Source organism: Rhodoferax potami (assembly GCF_032193805.1).
Taxonomy (GTDB): domain Bacteria; phylum Pseudomonadota; class Gammaproteobacteria; order Burkholderiales; family Burkholderiaceae_C; genus Allorhodoferax; species Allorhodoferax potami_A.
This window is the reverse complement of record NZ_JAVBIK010000001.1, coordinates 800901-816920: the sequence shown is the minus strand read 5'-3', so window position 1 is coordinate 816920 and position 16020 is coordinate 800901. Positions and strand designations below refer to the sequence as shown.

General features: G+C 61.0%; 16 protein-coding genes. 11 read left to right on the top strand and 5 right to left on the bottom strand.

Going from position 1 to position 16020, the window contains the following annotated elements:
* Positions 1–118: 118 nt before the first annotated feature.
* Together ahpC and ahpF are read left to right on the top strand one after the other, a co-directional pair.
* Positions 119–682 (top strand): alkyl hydroperoxide reductase subunit C, encoded by a 564-nt coding sequence (gene ahpC / locus RAE19_RS03900; RefSeq protein ID WP_313873689.1) that lies wholly within the window; start codon positions 119–121, stop codon positions 680–682.
* A gap of 165 nt (positions 683–847) precedes the next feature.
* Positions 848–2404 carry an alkyl hydroperoxide reductase subunit F gene (gene ahpF, locus RAE19_RS03895; protein WP_313873688.1) on the top strand — a complete coding sequence of 519 codons (1557 nt, stop codon included), beginning with the start codon at positions 848–850 and terminating at the stop codon, positions 2402–2404.
* An 86-nt stretch (positions 2405–2490) separates the two neighbouring features.
* Here the strand turns inward: ahpF and RAE19_RS03890 are convergent, their stop codons facing one another.
* A complete protein-coding gene (locus RAE19_RS03890) occupies positions 2491–3516 on the bottom strand; it encodes an integron integrase (protein WP_313873687.1) in 1026 nt (341 codons plus the stop codon).
* Between the two features lie 265 nt (positions 3517–3781).
* Here RAE19_RS03890 and RAE19_RS03885 point away from each other — a divergent pair, with 265 nt between their 5' ends.
* The 5 genes from RAE19_RS03885 to RAE19_RS03865 all read left to right on the top strand — a co-directional run bounded on the left by RAE19_RS03885 (position 3782) and on the right by RAE19_RS03865 (position 7533).
* On the top strand, positions 3782–4060 hold the full coding sequence (locus RAE19_RS03885) for a DUF7710 domain-containing protein (protein WP_313873686.1): 279 nt from the start codon (positions 3782–3784) through the stop codon (positions 4058–4060).
* Positions 4061–4570: 510 nt separating this feature from the next.
* The gene (locus RAE19_RS03880; protein ID WP_313873685.1) at positions 4571–4858 is read left to right on the top strand and encodes a hypothetical protein; all 288 of its coding nucleotides are present in this window, start codon (positions 4571–4573) and stop codon (positions 4856–4858) included.
* 669 nt (positions 4859–5527) lie between these two features.
* Positions 5528–5911: a hypothetical protein gene (locus tag RAE19_RS03875; protein WP_313873684.1), complete on the top strand. Its 384-nt coding sequence runs from the start codon at positions 5528–5530 to the stop codon at positions 5909–5911.
* A gap of 78 nt (positions 5912–5989) precedes the next feature.
* The gene (locus tag RAE19_RS03870) at positions 5990–6478 is read left to right on the top strand and encodes a hypothetical protein (RefSeq protein ID WP_313873683.1); all 489 of its coding nucleotides are present in this window, start codon (positions 5990–5992) and stop codon (positions 6476–6478) included.
* A gap of 104 nt (positions 6479–6582) precedes the next feature.
* Complete coding sequence (locus RAE19_RS03865; protein WP_313876171.1) at positions 6583–7533, top strand: tRNA dihydrouridine synthase; 951 nt, start codon at positions 6583–6585, stop codon at positions 7531–7533.
* 73 nt (positions 7534–7606) lie between these two features.
* Here the strand turns inward: RAE19_RS03865 and RAE19_RS03860 are convergent, their stop codons facing one another.
* Positions 7607–8461: an NUDIX hydrolase gene (locus RAE19_RS03860; protein ID WP_313873682.1), complete on the bottom strand. Its 855-nt coding sequence runs from the start codon at positions 8459–8461 to the stop codon at positions 7607–7609.
* Positions 8462–8580: 119 nt separating this feature from the next.
* Here RAE19_RS03860 and RAE19_RS03855 point away from each other — a divergent pair, with 119 nt between their 5' ends.
* Positions 8581–9492 carry an SDR family oxidoreductase gene (locus RAE19_RS03855; protein ID WP_313873681.1) on the top strand — a complete coding sequence of 304 codons (912 nt, stop codon included), beginning with the start codon at positions 8581–8583 and terminating at the stop codon, positions 9490–9492.
* 21 nt (positions 9493–9513) lie between these two features.
* Here the strand turns inward: RAE19_RS03855 and RAE19_RS03850 are convergent, their stop codons facing one another.
* Positions 9514–10746, bottom strand: a complete 1233-nt coding sequence (locus tag RAE19_RS03850; RefSeq protein ID WP_313873680.1) for a diguanylate cyclase domain-containing protein — start codon at positions 10744–10746, stop codon at positions 9514–9516.
* Positions 10747–10903: 157 nt separating this feature from the next.
* Between RAE19_RS03850 and gshA the strand changes: the two genes are divergently transcribed.
* A complete protein-coding gene (gene gshA, locus RAE19_RS03845) occupies positions 10904–12445 on the top strand; it encodes a glutamate--cysteine ligase (RefSeq protein ID WP_313873679.1) in 1542 nt (513 codons plus the stop codon).
* On the opposite strand, the gene RAE19_RS03840 is transcribed toward gshA, so the two are convergent.
* Positions 12442–13014 carry a hypothetical protein gene (locus RAE19_RS03840; RefSeq protein WP_313873678.1) on the bottom strand — a complete coding sequence of 191 codons (573 nt, stop codon included), beginning with the start codon at positions 13012–13014 and terminating at the stop codon, positions 12442–12444. The two genes, gshA and RAE19_RS03840, sit on opposite strands and share 4 nt — an antisense overlap.
* A gap of 170 nt (positions 13015–13184) precedes the next feature.
* Here RAE19_RS03840 and ylqF point away from each other — a divergent pair, with 170 nt between their 5' ends.
* Together ylqF and RAE19_RS03830 are read left to right on the top strand one after the other, a co-directional pair.
* A complete protein-coding gene (gene ylqF, locus RAE19_RS03835) occupies positions 13185–14198 on the top strand; it encodes a ribosome biogenesis GTPase YlqF (protein ID WP_313873677.1) in 1014 nt (337 codons plus the stop codon).
* Positions 14199–14266: 68 nt separating this feature from the next.
* Positions 14267–14998 carry an SOS response-associated peptidase gene (locus RAE19_RS03830; RefSeq protein WP_313873676.1) on the top strand — a complete coding sequence of 244 codons (732 nt, stop codon included), beginning with the start codon at positions 14267–14269 and terminating at the stop codon, positions 14996–14998.
* A gap of 22 nt (positions 14999–15020) precedes the next feature.
* On the opposite strand, the gene RAE19_RS03825 is transcribed toward RAE19_RS03830, so the two are convergent.
* Positions 15021–15923, bottom strand: a complete 903-nt coding sequence (locus RAE19_RS03825) for a hypothetical protein (protein ID WP_313873675.1) — start codon at positions 15921–15923, stop codon at positions 15021–15023.
* Positions 15924–16020: the final 97 nt, after the last annotated feature.

Genomic DNA, 16020 nt, shown 5'->3' with positions numbered 1-16020 from the left:
GCGGGCTTATAGGTTTTTCCAATCTGCTTGATTGGATCAATCAACCCTAAACATCGCAAACAGGCCCTAAGATTCAACCCGTTCACTTATCGAACAACCAATTCAAGAGGAAATCACCATGTCTTTGATTAACACCACCATCGCTCCCTTCAAGAACGAAGCGTTCCACAACGGCAAGTTCGTGACCGTGTCCAACGAGTCCATCAAGGGCAAGTGGAATGTGTTCATTTTCATGCCCGCAGCTTTCACCTTCAACTGCCCCACCGAAGTGGAAGACGCAGCTGACAACTACGCTGAATTCCAGAAGGCCGGCGCTGAAGTGTTCATCGTGACCACCGACACCCACTTCGCACACAAGGTGTGGCACGAAACTTCTCCCGCAGTGGGCAAGGCCAAGTTCCCCCTGATCGGCGACCCTACACACGCCCTGACACGCGCTTTTGACGTGCATATCGAAGAAGAAGGCTTGGCACTGCGCGGCACCTTCATCATCAACCCTGAAGGCGTCATCAAGACTGCTGAAGTGCACTCCAACGAAATCGCTCGCGACGTCAAGGAAACCGTGCGCAAGTTGAAGGCTGCCCAGTACACCGCCGCTAACCCCGGTCAAGTGTGCCCAGCCAAGTGGAACGAAGGCTCCAAGACCATCGCTCCTTCCATCGACCTGGTCGGCAAGATCTAAATCACCGGCACCCGTCGGTAGAGCGGCGCTAGCCGCTCACCAGCCGGACAGCGTCCTGCGGCATATGCAGCAGGCCGTCCGGCTTTTTTTTACCCGAAATATGGCTGTAGCCCACACACGATGTGCGCTGATAGCTACCAAATAGATAGCAAACAAGGAATCACCATGTTAGACGACACCCTCAAATCCCAACTCGGCGCTTACCTGGAGCGCGTCACGCTGCCGATCGAGATGGTGGCGTCCTTGGGTGATGACGACAACTCCGCGCAAATGCGCGACCTGCTGCAAACCATCCAGAGTTTGCGCAGCGACAAGATCACCGTGGCATTCGACGGCACCGATGCCCGCAAGCCATCCTTTAGCCTCAAGCGCGGTGGCACTGACACCAGCCTGCGCTTTGCCGGCTTGCCCCTCGGCCATGAATTCACCTCGCTGGTGCTGGCCCTGCTGTGGACCGGCGGCCACCCGCCCAAGGTCGAGCAAGACGTGATCGACCAGATCAAAGGCCTGGACGGCGACTTCAACTTCGAGGTCTACATGTCCTTGACCTGCCACAACTGCCCGGACGTGGTGCAAGCCCTGAGCCTCATGGCTATCCTGAACCCCAAGGTCAAAACCACGGTGATCGAAGGCGGCGCCTTCCAAGACGAAATCAACGCCCGCGAAATCATGGCAGTGCCCAGCGTCTACCTGAACGGCGCTTTGTTTGGCAACGGCCGCATGTTGGTGGAAGAAATTGTGGCCAAGCTCGACACCGGCGCGGCCGACAAAGACGCTGCCAAGTTGAGTGCTAAAGAGGCGTTTGACGTGCTCATCGTCGGCGGTGGCCCCGCAGGTGCGGCTGCTGCGGTGTACGCCGCCCGCAAAGGCATCCGCGTGGGTGTAGCGGCCGAGCGCTTTGGCGGCCAGACCAACGACACCATGGCCATTGAGAACTACCCCTCGGTGCAAGAAACCGATGGCCCCAACTTCGCCGCCGCCCTGGAAGCCCAGACCCGCTCGTATGGCGTGGACATCATGAACCTGCAGCGCGCCGACAAAATCGTGCCCGCCGCAGAAGCCGGTGGTTTGACCGAAGTGGTGCTGGCCAATGGCGGCACGCTCAAAGCCAAGACCGTGATCTTGTCCACCGGCGCCCGCTGGCGCAATGTGAACGTGCCCGGCGAAGCCGAGTACAAAAACAAAGGCGTGGCCTACTGCCCGCACTGCGACGGCCCCCTGTTCAAGGGCAAAGACGTGGCGGTGATCGGCGGTGGCAACTCCGGCATCGAAGCCGCTATCGACCTCGCCGGTGTGGTGAAGTTTGTTACCGTGATTGAGTTTGCAGACCAACTGAAGGCCGACGCCGTGCTAGTCAAAAAGCTGCACAGCCTGCCCAATGTGACCGTGCACACCAACGCCCAAACCACCGAAATCACCGGTGCCGACGGCAAGGTCAACGGCCTAAAGTACAAAGACCGCGCCACCGGCGTGGAGCACCACGTGGCGCTGGAAGGCGTGTTCGTGCAAATCGGCCTAGTGCCCAACACCGAGTTCCTGAAGGGCGTGGTGGACCTGAGCAAGTTCGGCGAAATCGTGGTGGACGCCAAAGGCCACACCAACGTGCCCGGCGTGTTTGCCGCAGGCGACTGCACCACCGTGCCCTACAAGCAAATCGTGATTGCCGCCAGCGAAGGCTCCAAGGCAGCGCTGAGCGCGTTTGACCACTTGATCCGGCACTGATTTTATTTAGCCGGTGCTTTGAATGAAAAGGGCGCTGCGGCGCCCTTTTCTATTGCGCAAGTAGCTATGAAAAAGATAGTGAATGGCTAGTGCACAGGCAGCAACGTATCCAGTGGGCTGGCAGTGCCACCCGCCGCCACCTTGAGCACGTGGGTGTAAATCATGGTGGTGGACACATCGCTGTGGCCTAGCAGCTCTTGTACCGTGCGAATGTCGGTGCCTGCTTGTAGAAGGTGCGTGGCAAAGGAGTGGCGTAGGGTGTGCACAGATACGGGTTTGTGTATACCGGCCCGCACAACCGCTTGCTTGAGCGCTCGCTGCAGGCGCTGCTCGTAAAGGTGGTGCCTTCGTTCCACGCCAGAGCGCGGGTCTATTGCCAGGGTGGGAGAGGGAAACACCCAATGCCATGCCCAAGACTGCCCGGCACGCGGGTACTTGCGCTCCAGTGCGTGCGGAAGGTACACGCCAGGGCGCTGTGCGGCACGGTCTGCACTCCACAACGCCTGTGACACAGCAAGTTGTTCGCGTAGCGGCTGCTCCAGTGAGCGGGGCAACATGACTACCCGGTCTTTACTGCCCTTGCCATCGCGCACGATGAGTACATGGCGATCAAAGTCCAGATCTTTGACGCGAAGGCTAAGTCCTTCCATGAGGCGCATCCCTGTGCCATACATCAAGCGAGCCAGCAGCCCCTCAACGGAAGGTGTCAGCGCCAACATTCGCTGAACTTCTTCTCGCGTCAAGACACTTGGAATCCGTTTCGCCGTCGTCGGCCTGCCTATTTCCTGTAGCCATGGCAGCTCCTGTGCCAGAACTTCTCTGTACAAATAGAGCAAGGCGCTAAGTGCCTGCCGATGGGTAGATGCAGCGACCTTGCGCTCCGTTGCCAGCATGGTCAGAAACGCCTCAACTTCTGGGCGCCCCATGTCTTTGGGATGGCGAAGACCGCTGTAGCGGATAAACCAGCGTATCCAGTAGACATAGGTTTGCTCGGTGCGCAGGCTGTAGTGCATGTAGCGCAGTCGCTCACGCACTTGGTCAAGCAGGCGGGTAGCGCGCAGGGGCGGATGATGCTGCGGTGACGTCTTTGCCGGACTTTTAATACTGTTCATATAAACAGTATTGATTTCTACGCCAATAAAATCAAGCCTTGTAGAGCATTAGCCGAAACTTGTTCAACAGCAAAGTCCATTGTTCATAAGCAAGCTTGCAGGGTCTGTCGGCATTTTCGTTGGTGGGCATTCGCTGCCTAGGTCTTGAAGTCAGTTATAAATCAAGCACTTAAACAAAGAGCTGGGAGGCGGTCATGTTGGGTTGCAAAGTTGTTCATAAGACCTGTTTGACGTCCATAACACGTTAGGCCACCCCAAACACACCATGAGCACTTCCACGGTTTGGATCTTTAACGGGCACAAAGCAGCATTCCCATCCGGCGTCTTCGCTCACAGAGAGCAAGCTACCAACTGGATCGCTCAGCACAAACTTTCCGGAGTACTAACTGAGTACCCGGTGGACACGGGAACGCTCGACTGGGCTATTACCAATCAGTTCTTCCTCCCCAAGAAACCGGAACACAGCCAAGCCAAATTTATTCAGTCATTCACTAGCTCCAGGCAGCGCCATGAGCACTACGAGGAAGGAACACTCGTTGCATGAGCCCAAAAAAATGCGAAGCCCGTGCTGCCTAACTGGGCGGTCAAGCGGACGCCAACACAGGCCATGCCTTCGGCATTTTCATGGCCTGTGTTGGTGCCCTACGCACCTGCGGTGCTCCGGCGCCGCTTACCTTGGGCGTTAGACAGTGCAATGACGCTCTCGCCCGCAGAAAAACAAACACTGATTGGCCCACTAGTGGTTGGATGTCTTCTGGGCGCTTTCTGCGCATACGCCGTATTCGCGTTCGCGAGTGAATACAAGCTCCAAAACGGAGATTTCATTGACGGGTGGCAAACTGCGGCCGAGGCAGTCGTTGCATTTTTGGTGGCCGTTGTTTCCACTGTCGGCCTGCTTGGGGTCCTGCCAATTGCGGTTCACAGATGGCGGGCTAAGAGCGATGGCAATGTCTAACAGGTTCGTCGATTGGACCCACAACGGCGGGACGCGCTCCTGCCGTTCTTTACAACTGAGTGCGCCGTTGCGGTCCACTCACGGCCGACGTTAGACCTCATGAACGCGGAATCTTCATACTCGACTACCGATTGCAACGGCTTTCCTGTTGCAACAGGGACTCGCGTGCGTGTGGTGTGTATTTCTTCGTCGATTCTGGATCACCTTGAAACACCGGAGCGCGAACGAGTCCTATCAATGGTCGGTGAAATTTTTGAGGTGTATGAAGTAGACGAGTGGGGCGGTGCCTGGGTGGAGAAGTGGTGGCATGAATCGGACGACGAAGCTTCTTCACACTCGCTTTGCCTCAGCCCTTCGGAGATGGAGGTCAGTGCCAATGACGTCTAACAGGTTCGTCGATTGGACCCACAACGGCGGGACGCGCTCCTGCTGTTCTTCACAACAGAGTGCGCCGTTGTGGTCCACTCACGGCCAACGTTAGGCCTCGCGACTCCGACCCATGTACGTTCTTCTACCTTTGCTTAGCGCGATCGCTGGCGCATTGCTTGCGGGTGTCGTCACAGCAGAGTACGTGCCGCACGTCATCCTCGGACTCTTCGCAGTTTGTATCGCTCTATCGTGGTTCGTGGTCGCAGAGAATCGTGCATTCTCGAAAGGACCCGGTGTACTGCTAGGCAAGTTCAATCCGTTAGTCAAAGCCCGTCGCACCAAGGTTCGTAGCGCATTTTTCTGTAGCGCAGCAGCTGTCGCAGGCGCATGCATAGGCCTGCTACTCAGAATCACCGGTACTCATTGAGCGTGCAACTTGGGTGGCAGCCATGGGCGCACCGCAACTGGGTGCAAAGAGCGGAGGCGCCGGCAGTCACTCGCTACAAGCGGTGAGCCGAAATCTCTGCGAGCCAGTTCCTCACCCAGCGAGCGAGGCCTAACCCTTCGCTGGAGCGGGACCTCCACCGGCATGGCTCTTGGCCCGCGAAGCGCTCGCTGTCATCATCCGCTTCGCGGGCCAAGCGCCATCCCGGTTCCGGCCCCTCAGCTCAAACGTTAGACGTGCGAATGTATACATCCAGACTTTTCCTGTCAGTCTGCAGCGCCCTCGCCTTAGCAGTCTTAGCAGGCGCGTGGCTGAACGCGGCAGAAGTAATTAAGGTTCGAGCCCTTGAGGAAGTACCGCTGTTTGACCCAGAAACGCTGGCCGGGAGTATCGGCAATGCACCTAAACAGGTCGGAGAGATGACGGTAGGTGAAGAGTTACTAGTTTTGGCTTGCGTTGACAGAAAGTCCGATATCAACGTCCACGCTGCATATCAGGGCAAGGTGGTCGCAGTCGGAGAATGGAAGGCAAAGGTCCAACTGATTCGGGCTTACGGGTTCCCTTGGGAGCGGGGTGCTACAACCTCCTGTCTGGGCTTCTTCGATAGCGTTTCTTCGCATGTCTAACATTTCGACCCACACGGACAAGCAGCATCAGGTTGCCGCTTCGCGACGTGTGTTGCTTGACGGTGGCATCCAACGTTCATGACTCGACATTTTGCGGGCGCATTGGTACTGCTGCTGCCGGCCCTCAGCACCGCAGCACCCACCCATTGCACATCCGCCGAAGAGGTGGTGTTCAGCTGCCCACTGCAGCGCACGGCCAAGGTGGTGTCGGTGTGTGCGTCGCCGCGGTTGCTGGCCAGCCCAAGCAAGGGCTATCTGGTCTACCGCTTTGGCAAGCTGGTGGCTGTGGAGCTGGAATTTCCCAAAGACAAATCGGGCTCGCCCGCCAAGTTTGTGCACTCGCATTACTTTCGCGCCCAGACGGACCGCACGCAACTGCGGTTCACCTCGGGCGATTTCACCTATGAGCTGTTTGACGAATACGAGCAGGGCGCCAAGCCGCCTAGCGCGGTAGGTGTCCGTGTCATCCAAGAGCGCACGGGGCAGGTCACCCAGCTGGCCTGCGGCAAGGGCGTGATCGCGCATTGGAATCTGATTGACGGCGCTGTGCCCGCCAATGGCGACTAGCGCCACGCGTAGGCCCGAAATTGGAATGCGGTGACAATGCGCCCCTGATTCCCCCAGAGCCGCATCTCCCTATTCCCGTGCCCGTACGTATCTACCTCGCCCCCATGGAGGGGCTTCTCGACTTTGTGTTGCGCGACATCCTGACCCGTGTGGGCGGGGTGGAGAAGTGCGTGTCGGAGTTCATTCGCATCACGCACTCGCTGATGTCTGAGAAGGCGCTCCTTCGCACCGTGCCCGAGCTGGAGTTCGGTGCGCGCACATTTGCAGGTGTGCCGGTGTGGCCGCAGCTGCTGGGCTCAGACGCGCCCTGCATGGCCGAGAACGCAGCACGCCTGGCCGAGATGGGTTCGCCCGGCATTGACCTGAACTTCGGCTGCCCGGCCAAGGTGGTCAACCGCCATGGCGGTGGCGCCACGCTGCTGCAAGACCCCGAGATTCTTCACACCATCGTGGCCGCCGTGCGTGCGGCGGTGCCGGCCCATATTCCGGTGACGGCCAAGATGCGGCTGGGCTACAACGACGACAGCTTGGCCCTGGACTGCGCCCGAGCGCTGGAGGCTGGGGGCGCTGCCGAAATCGTGGTGCACGCCCGCACTAAAGCCCAGGGCTACCGCCCGCCCGCCTACTGGGACCGCGTGGCCGATGTGCGGGGTGCGGTACAGGTGCCGGTGGTAGTGAATGGCGAAATCTGGAACGTGCAAGACGCCCAAGCCGCGGTGGCGCAAAGCGGCTGCCACACGCTGATGCTGGGCCGCGGCATCGTGGCCCGCCCTGCGCTGGCCCGCAGTATTTTGGCGGCCATGGGCACCGCGCCTGACAGCATTGCTCAGCCGGGGGACGACTGGACGTGGCAAGACTTGGGCCCGCTCATGCACGCCTTCTGGCAAGTGGCCAGCACCCGCCTAGAGCAAAAGCAGCAGGCCGGTCGTGTGAAGCAGTGGCTCAACCTGCTGCGCCGCCACTACCCCGAAGCGCAGGTCGCGTTTGACGAAATGCGCACGCTGGTCAAGCCCAGCGATGTGGATGCGTGGATACGCCGGTCTATCCCGGTTTAAGAGTCAAATCGGCCTTTAGCCCAGACGGAATATGCGCGGGTAGCTATTTATTTAATAGCAGATAGCGCTGTACTTATTGCCACAAACTCTCCAGTGGGCCCTCGGGCACAAAGCGCTTGTTGCGCACCAGCATACGGGTAGGGCCGGGGAGGGCGCGCGCGGGCACCGAGTGGCGCGGGTCGCCGGGGTAGCTCAGCACGGTGGTGCCGTTTTCTTCAAAATTCTCAGGCAGCACGCAGGGGGGCAGCTGCGCCTGTGCCGCCCGGATGGCTTCGGCTGCGGTGGCGTAGCGGGCCAAGTGCCCCAGGCTCATGATCTGGGGCGGCGCCATTTCAATCTCCTGGCGGTAGTAGCGTTGCAGGGCCTCTACAGGCTTCAGCCAAATGCTGGCGGTGGTCTCGTGGTTGTCGTGGCTGGCGATCTGGTCGCCGGGTGCCATGGCCAAAAAGAAGCGGGTGTCGAAGCGCTTTTTGCTAAGGGCCGCCATGCGGGGGGTGATCCAGCGGCTCCAGGGCACCAGGGCGGTGGCATCCAGGCTGGCAGCGGGTGCGGCCAGCCATGCCTGCCAATCGGCGGGCGACACGCCGGCAGGCCGGTGGGCGGCTGCGCTCAAGAGCACGCCGGCTTCTTCAAACAACTCGCGCAGGGCGGCCACATACAGGGCGGCGGCAGTGTCGTGGTGCAACTCGGGTTCGCCTAGGCGGTGGGCCAGTGCGGTGGCCGGTTCATTCAGGGCGGCGAGGGCGGCGGGGCTGCTGTCGTGCGCGTCCAGCTTGCCGCCGGGGAACACATAGGCCTCGCCAAAGGTGTCTGAGAGGCCACTGCGCTTCATCAAAAAAACTTCAAGGCCAGCGGGCGTGTCGCGCAGCAGCACCACAGTGGATGCGTCGCGCGCAGCGCCGGAGGTGGGTTCGAGCATGTCTTGCATGGGACTGTCTTTTCTCTTTTGTTTTTTAGTGAGCAACTGCTTGAATTAAAGTACCAGCAGCTGACTACGGGCCTACGGACTTGCCCTTAGCCTGATCCAACCATTTGAGGAGACACAGCATGGCATTAGATTTCACAGGCCGCGTGGCCATCGTAACGGGCGCAGGCGGCGGCTTGGGTCGCCAACATGCGCTGGCCCTGGCCGCACGCGGCGCCAAAGTGGTGGTGAACGACCTGGGCGGCGCGCGCGATGGCTCCGGTGGCTCGCTCTCCGCGGCTGAGTCGGTCGTGGCCGAGATCCGCGCGGCGGGTGGTGAGGCAATCGCTAACGGCGCATCGGTCACAGACTTCGAGGCCGTGCAGGCCATGGTGCAGCAGGCCATAGACGCTTGGGGCCGGGTGGATATTCTGGTGAACAACGCCGGCATCCTGCGCGACAAGAGCTTTGCCAAGATGGAGATTGCCGACTTCCGCACCGTGGTGGATGTGCACCTGATGGGCGCAGTGCATTGCTGCAAGGCCGTGTGGCCGCACATGACCGAGCAAAAGTACGGCCGCATTCTCATGACGACCTCCAGCTCCGGCCTGTATGGCAACTTCGGCCAAAGTAACTATGGCGCGGCCAAGTTGGCGCTGGTGGGCCTGATGCAAACGCTGGCGCTGGAAGGCGCCAAAAACAACATCCACGTCAACAGCCTGGCGCCCACGGCTGCCACCCGCATGACCGAAGGCCTGATGCCGCCGCAAGTGCTGGCCGCCCTCAAGCCCGAAGCGGTGGTGCCCGCCATGCTGGTACTGGTGTCCGAAGACGCGCCCACCCGCACCACGCTGTGCGCCGGTGCCGGCAGTGTGGAAGCTGCACACATCACCCTCACGCAAGGCGCGTGGATCGGGCTGGATGCGCAAGCGCCTGAAACACTGGCCGCTAACCTGCGCCAAGTGCTGGCCCGCGCGGGCGACATGGTGCCGGAGAGTGGCGCTGCGCAAGGCAGCCAAGAGGTGACCCGCGCTCTGTCTCACCTGGCCGGTTAACAGCCGGCCGGTCCGCGGGCATTAGCTCAGCGGGCTGGCGGCGGTCAGGGTTGCAGAGGCGGTGGACGCGGCCTCGCGCGGCGACTCCGATTGCACCTGGGCCAAGGCGCGCTGCTCGGTGTCGTCGAGCACTTGCTGTGCGGACGAGCTGCCAGGCACCCAGTGCGAAACGCCCAAGCCAAACACCGGCTGAAAGTGGTGCCCGCCCGCTTGCGGATCGCTCAGGAGCAGGCGGCTTGACACCAGTGCCTTGAGCCTGAACATCATGCGGTCTACCTCTTGGGGCCGGTTGGCATGGGTAATCACCATCACAAAGCAGCGCGGGTGGTACAGGCCCACCACATAGCGGAAGCCCACCGCCCTGCGCACGCGGGCTGCCACGGCGGTCAGTATCTGCTGGTCAATGGCGTGTCCGGCCGACTCGCTCATGGAATACAAATTCCGCAAATGCAGCGCCACCACCGCACAGCCCACGCCCGCGCGCTCAGCCCGCCACAGGGCATCGTCTACCTTAGTGAGCAACACCGAGCCGGTGGGCAGGCCTGTGGCCCGGTCAAAACCCACGGTGTCGCTGGCACGCCGCTTAAGCCGGCTGTTGGCTTGGTTGCGCCGCATGGACAAGCGGATGCCCATCAAGAAGTGCACCAGCGCGCACAGTGCAATCACGGCTTTGCCACCGACCGGAATCGCCGTAGGCCACAGCGCGCAGGTGTAGAGGCCGACCACCATCACTGCCAGAAAGCCGCAAGCCACCGCCATCCAGCGGGCCAGGTCGTCGCCCAGCCGGTAGGCCCGCACACTGGCATGCAGTGCAAACAAGACACCGGTGGTGCTCACCACCGCAGAAATCCACAGGGGGTTGAGGCTGCCGGTGCTGATAAACCCCAGGCCAATAAGCGATTGCAAGGCGGCCACACCCACCATGGCAGCAGCGCCCCAGTTGATAGTGACGTACAGCATCCGGTCGACCAGCGCCACGCCAAGCCAGACGCCGAGGTACCACAGCACCAGCGCACCGCTGAGGGGGGCAATGATGCTCTGCACCGTTTGCAGTGTCTGGGGGGAGAGGTCGGGGAACAAGGCCAAGGGCAGCCCGCTGCCGACTACGCCGGAGCCACCGAGCACGAGCACATAAGACAAGGCGCGCCAAGCGCCCGGGTTGTTGTCGCTCAAAATTTCACCCACGGCCCCGCAGCTCAGGGTCAGCAGGCCCCCGAGCAAGCATGACCAGATGATGATTTCGGTGACACCCATGGCGCCATTATTCATGTTTGTGCCAAAGCGCAAAGCCTTGAAATGGCGGGAAACAACGTTATCTGGGCCGTAACACCCGGGGGAAACCGCTGCTCTGCACGTTTCATGCGCCTGTGGTACCTTTGCCCCCCGTTTGATTTCTGAAGGGCCTTTGGTCATGGATAACACACAAGAGGCCTTCAGCGCCCTGACTCCCGAACGGCTCCGCGGGATCCGACGCGGGCTGGAAAAAGAAAGCCTGCGCGCACTCCCCAGCGGCAGTCTGGCGATGACGCCGCACCCCTCGGCCATGGGCTCTGCCCTGACGCATCCGCACATCACGACCGACTTCAGTGAGTCGCAGGTCGAGCTCATTACCGGTGTACACGCCCAGCCTGAAGACTGCCTGCAAGAGCTCACCGATGTGCAGCGCTTTACCCTGCAGAGCATGGGCGAAGAGCGGCTGTGGGTGTCGAGCATGCCGTGTTGTTTGCCGGATGACGATGCGATTCCGCTAGGCCAATATGGCACCTCGAATGTGGGTCGCTCCAAAACCGTGTACCGCATGGGCTTGGGTAACCGCTATGGCCGGCGCATGCAAACCATCTCGGGCATTCACTACAACTGGTCGATGCCGGATGTGTCCAGCGAAGCGTATTTCGGGTTGATCCGCAATTTCCGGCGCCATGCGTTTTTGTTGTTGTATTTGTTTGGCGCCTCGCCTGCGGTGTGTTCTACCTTCGTGGCCGGCCGCCAGCACCAGCTGCAGCCCTTGAGCGAAGGCACCATGTATTTGCCCTATGCCACTTCGCTGCGCATGGGGCGGCTGGGGTACCAGAGCGACGCGCAATCGTCGCTCGCGGTGAGCTACAACAGCCTGGAGGGCTACGGCCACTCATTGCAAGGCGCGTTGACCCAGGCTTACCCGGCCTACGAGGCCATTGGCGTGCAAGGCCCTGACGGGGCCTACCGCCAGCTCGGGACCAGCCTGCTGCAAATCGAGAACGAGTTTTACGGCACCATCCGCCCCAAGCGGGTCACTTTCCCTGGCGAGCGGCCGCTGCACGCGCTGCGCGAGCGCGGTGTCGAATATGTGGAAGTGCGGCTGATGGACCTCGATCCCTTTGAGCTGGTGGGTATCAACAGCAGCACCATGCGCTTTATTGATGTGTTTTTGCTGCACAGTCTGGGCACCACCAGCCCGGACGATTCGCCTGCCGAGATCACAGCGCTGGCGCGCAACCAACAAGACGTCGCTGAGCGAGGCCGCCAACCCGGTTTGCTATTGCAGCGCGACGGACAGCCGGTGACGCTGGTCGATTGGGGGCGCGATCTCTTGGCCCAGATGCAGCCTTTTGCACAGGCGCTGGATGCGGCCCATGGCAACACGCTGTACACCGCTGCATTGCAAGCGGCCACAGTAGGGTTGGATCAGCCGGATACCTTGCCATCCGCCCGGGTACTGCAGGCAATGCAAAAAGACCATGGGGGTTCGTTCGCGGCCTTCGTGTTGGCGCAGAGCAACCGCACACGGGATGCCATGCTGGCGCAGGCCTTGCCTGCTGCGCAGCAGGCCCTCTTTGAGCAAGAGTCCGCGGTGTCGTGGAGCGACCAGCGCGCCATCGAGGCGGCAGACACCATGCCGTTTGATGTCTACCTCAAAGAGTTTTTGGCACCCCACCGCTTGTTGGCAGGGCGCCGCAGCACAGCAGCGGCTTAAACCGCGACTGCTGCTTCCATAGCAGCGGCGGCTTTGCGCACGCGGGGAGCGGCCTTGCGCACTGCCTTTTTCACCACACGCTTGGCGCCTGCAGCCTTGGCTTTGACTTTTGAGCCTGCCAGGCGGATCGCCAGGTCGCTGCTCTTGGCTTCCAGCTTGGCGGCCACTTTGTTCGCAGCCACCACAGCAGGCACTGCGGCGTTGGCGACGGTGCCCAGTGTGCTCAGGCCGGTGGTTTGTTCAAAACGGGTGGCGTTCACTGCCACTTGTTCCAGGCTCTTGCCGGCCAGCTCGACGGCTTTGTCTACGGCAGCGTCTGCACCGTCAGTAGTAAACGTCACGCCTTGCACGTAGTAGCCGGTGAGCTTTTTCTGGGCGTTGAGGGCGTTGCGGCGAACTTCGCCGCTGATGCGTTTGCCGGCTTTTTGCACAGAGGCAGACCAGGTTTTTTCAACGTAGCTGGCGGCGCGGGCATTGCCGACGCGGTAGGCATTGATCACGTTTTTGGCGGTGTTGCCGTAGGTGGTGATCAGGTCGTTGGTGGCGAGGGTAAGGGTGGTCGTGCGCATGTGCAGCTCCTGCAAAGTGAAATCGTGAGGGAATACTTGGATTCTCAAGATCCCCCCTAGTGAAGGCACCTTAAATACCGTCTGTTTCCTAGGGGCGGCTGTCTAAGCGGCGCGCGGCGGCCACATACGGGACAATGCAGGGTTTAGCGACAGGCAGAAAGACACACGGCATGGCAATTCAGTGGTTCCCGGGGCATATGCACCTGACCCGCAAGGCGATTCAAGAGCGCATCAAAGAGATCGATGTGGTGATTGAACTGCTGGACTCCCGCTTGCCCGGCTCCAGCGCCAACCCCATGCTCGCCGAGCTCACCGCAGGCAAGCCCGCGCTCAAAGTGCTCAACAAACAAGACCTGGCCGACCCCGAGCGCACCGCACTCTGGCTGGCGCATTACAACGCCATGCCTGGCGTGCGCGCCCTCCCGCTCGATGCGAGCATGACCACCCCCGCCAAAGCGCTGGTGGCTGCCTGCCACGAGCTGGCCCCTAATCGGGGCGGCATGGCCAAGCCGATGCGAGTGCTGATTTGCGGCATTCCCAACGTGGGCAAGTCCACGCTGATCAACACTCTTAAGGGCAAGCGCGCCGCCAAAACTGGCGACGAGGCCGGCGTCACCAAGATCGAGCAGCGCATCACGATTGCGGACGACTTTTACCTCTATGACACGCCGGGTGTGCTGTGGCCCCGCATCATCGTGGCCAAGAGCGGCTACAACCTCGCGGCCAGCGGCGCCATCGGCAAAAACGCATTCGATGAAGAAGAAGTGGCCCTCGAGCTGCTGGACTACCTTCGCCAGCACTATCCCGCCACACTGGAGGCGCGCTACAAGCTCACTGGTGTGGCCGGGCAAACCGACGAGCAGTTGCTGGACGCCATTGGGCGCAAGCGTGGTGCTTTGCAGTCGGGCGGGCGCATCAACCTCAACAAAGCCGCCGAGATCGTGATCCACGACTTCCGCAGCGCGGTGCTAGGCCGTATCACCCTGGAGACGCCGGAGCAATTTGCCCAGTGGCTGGCCGAGGGCAAGCAGATCGACGCCGAGCGCCAGATGAAGAAGGACGCCATCGAAATGGCCCGTCTTATCCGCCTCAAGAAGGTCAAGCGCCCGGCGCAGCCCCGCCATAGCGACGAGCGGGAGGCCGCTGCCGGCCAAGGTGCTGCACCAGAGCCTGAGGCCGAATAAGAGTCAAATAAGCATGTAGCGCACGATATACCTGCGCTAGTAGCTATGATTTTTATAGCATTCGCCTGATGTGCACCAACTTCATTCCCTCGGCCCGGACTGACTTTTTAGACAAGCGCCTGGGCACAGTGGCCCCGGCCGCACCCGGCTGGCCGGCAGAAACCTACCCGGGCTATAACGCCCCAGTGGTGGTGCGCAGCTCCGGTGGGGCCGCGGTGCAGCTGGCGCAGTTCGGGATGGTGCCGCCCTGGAGCAAAGATGCCCGCCACGCCCGTGAGTTGGCCCGCGGCACTTACAACGCCCGCAGCGAGACGGTGGCTATCAAGCCCAGTTTTCGCCATGCCTGGGCGGCCCGCCAGTGGGCGCTGGTGCCGATGGAATGCTTTTTTGAACCCTGCTGGGAGGATGCGGCCACCCAAGGCGGCCGGGCAACCCGCTGGCGGATTGCCATGCACGACCAAGAGCCGTTTGCGGTAGCCGGCCTGTGGGAGCGTTGGACCGACAAAGCCAGTGGCGAGCAGGCCGACAGCTTTACCTTGCTCACAGTCAATGCCGATGGCCACCCGGTGATGGGGCGGATGCACCGCCCCGGGGATGAAAAGCGCATGCCGGTGATCGTACCCGCTGCGCATTACGCCGATTGGCTGCATGCCAGCCCGCAGCAGGCGATGGCGTTCATGACGCGTTTTCCCGCTGAGCAAATGCATGCTGAGCCGGCCCCGGTGCCGCGTGCGGCGCCTACGGCTGCGCGCAACGCCAAACCCCAGACCCCTCCGCCAGAAAACTTGTCATTGTTTTAGGCGGTGGTGGCTGTGGCCGGGCTCAGCGGAGCTCGGTCTCCAGGGTGTCCCACAACTCTTTGTCTGCCAAAGGCGTTTCGGGCGAGAGCGTGGGGTTGGAGATGCGGATCACCCGCCGGCCTGAGAGACTCAGGTCCGCGAGGATGCTTTTCTTGAAGACCAGATAGCGCTTTTGGAACTTGCCATTGCGCATCAACAGCTTCAAGCCTTCCTCGACCCGCTGGGCCAGCTTTTCACCTTCAGGCGAGCGGGCGAAGAAAAAGTAGCGGGGCAGGGGGTAGTAGAGCAGCAGTTTTCTTTCCACCGCGAGGTCGGGATAGCTGCCGATGTTGGAAGCCAGCTCCGCGCTGATTTCGTTCACTCCGCGCGAGAACAGGTCATACCGCCCCGCGCTCAGCATGGGGAACAGGCTCTCATAGGTCGGGGCGGTAACCACCTCCAGGCCGGCGTTGCGCAGGATGTCCACATCGATCCAGTTCGCAGCCTGCCCGATGGTGAACTGCCGCAACTCGCTGGTGCTGCGAATGCCGCTGAAGGCGGGTTGATTGACTTCCTTGATCAAAAACAGGCGGTAGCCTGTCAGGCCCTTGTCCAGGGGCAAGCGGATGGGCAAGAGCTTGCGCTCACGTTCCTGGCTGGTGGTGCGCGCCATAACGGAAATATCTTGGCTGTTGCTCAGCTGCATTTCCGCGCGCGCAGGCGTCATCACTTTGGGGGCTGGCTGCATCTGGAACGGTCCCCACTTGGGGCGTGTTTCTTCCAGGGCGAGCTGCAATACATCCCAGTAAAACTGCATGCGCACATCCGAGCCGCTCTCGGGGGGCGGATAGGTGTATTGCATGGGCGATGTTGCCCCAGCTGCAGGCTGCAGCCACACGGTGAGTGATATGCCAACGACGGCTAGTGCTTTGAAGAGTCGCAGCATTTCTACGCTCCTTGTATTTGAAGAACAGTGTAGCGCGCCCATGTGACAGACCATGTAAGCCGGGCCAGCGCCTCTGTGTGACGCAGATCAAGACCGG

Bases quoted from the DNA above. Each gene is read 5' to 3' on its own strand.
- ahpC (WP_313873689.1), top strand. From the start codon at position 119: ATGTCTTTGATTAACACCACCATCGCTCCCTTCAAGAACGAAGCGTTC.
- ahpF (WP_313873688.1), top strand. From the start codon at position 848: ATGTTAGACGACACCCTCAAATCCCAACTCGGCGCTTACCTGGAGCGC.
- RAE19_RS03890 (WP_313873687.1), bottom strand. From the start codon at position 3,516: ATGAACAGTATTAAAAGTCCGGCAAAGACGTCACCGCAGCATCATCCG.
- RAE19_RS03885 (WP_313873686.1), top strand. From the start codon at position 3,782: ATGAGCACTTCCACGGTTTGGATCTTTAACGGGCACAAAGCAGCATTC.
- RAE19_RS03880 (WP_313873685.1), top strand. From the start codon at position 4,571: ATGAACGCGGAATCTTCATACTCGACTACCGATTGCAACGGCTTTCCT.
- RAE19_RS03875 (WP_313873684.1), top strand. From the start codon at position 5,528: ATGTATACATCCAGACTTTTCCTGTCAGTCTGCAGCGCCCTCGCCTTA.
- RAE19_RS03870 (WP_313873683.1), top strand. From the start codon at position 5,990: ATGACTCGACATTTTGCGGGCGCATTGGTACTGCTGCTGCCGGCCCTC.
- RAE19_RS03865 (WP_313876171.1), top strand. From the start codon at position 6,583: ATGGAGGGGCTTCTCGACTTTGTGTTGCGCGACATCCTGACCCGTGTG.
- RAE19_RS03860 (WP_313873682.1), bottom strand. From the start codon at position 8,461: ATGCAAGACATGCTCGAACCCACCTCCGGCGCTGCGCGCGACGCATCC.
- RAE19_RS03855 (WP_313873681.1), top strand. From the start codon at position 8,581: ATGGCATTAGATTTCACAGGCCGCGTGGCCATCGTAACGGGCGCAGGC.
- RAE19_RS03850 (WP_313873680.1), bottom strand. From the start codon at position 10,746: ATGGGTGTCACCGAAATCATCATCTGGTCATGCTTGCTCGGGGGCCTG.
- gshA (WP_313873679.1), top strand. From the start codon at position 10,904: ATGGATAACACACAAGAGGCCTTCAGCGCCCTGACTCCCGAACGGCTC.
- RAE19_RS03840 (WP_313873678.1), bottom strand. From the start codon at position 13,014: ATGCGCACGACCACCCTTACCCTCGCCACCAACGACCTGATCACCACC.
- ylqF (WP_313873677.1), top strand. From the start codon at position 13,185: ATGGCAATTCAGTGGTTCCCGGGGCATATGCACCTGACCCGCAAGGCG.
- RAE19_RS03830 (WP_313873676.1), top strand. From the start codon at position 14,267: ATGTGCACCAACTTCATTCCCTCGGCCCGGACTGACTTTTTAGACAAG.
- RAE19_RS03825 (WP_313873675.1), bottom strand. From the start codon at position 15,923: ATGCTGCGACTCTTCAAAGCACTAGCCGTCGTTGGCATATCACTCACC.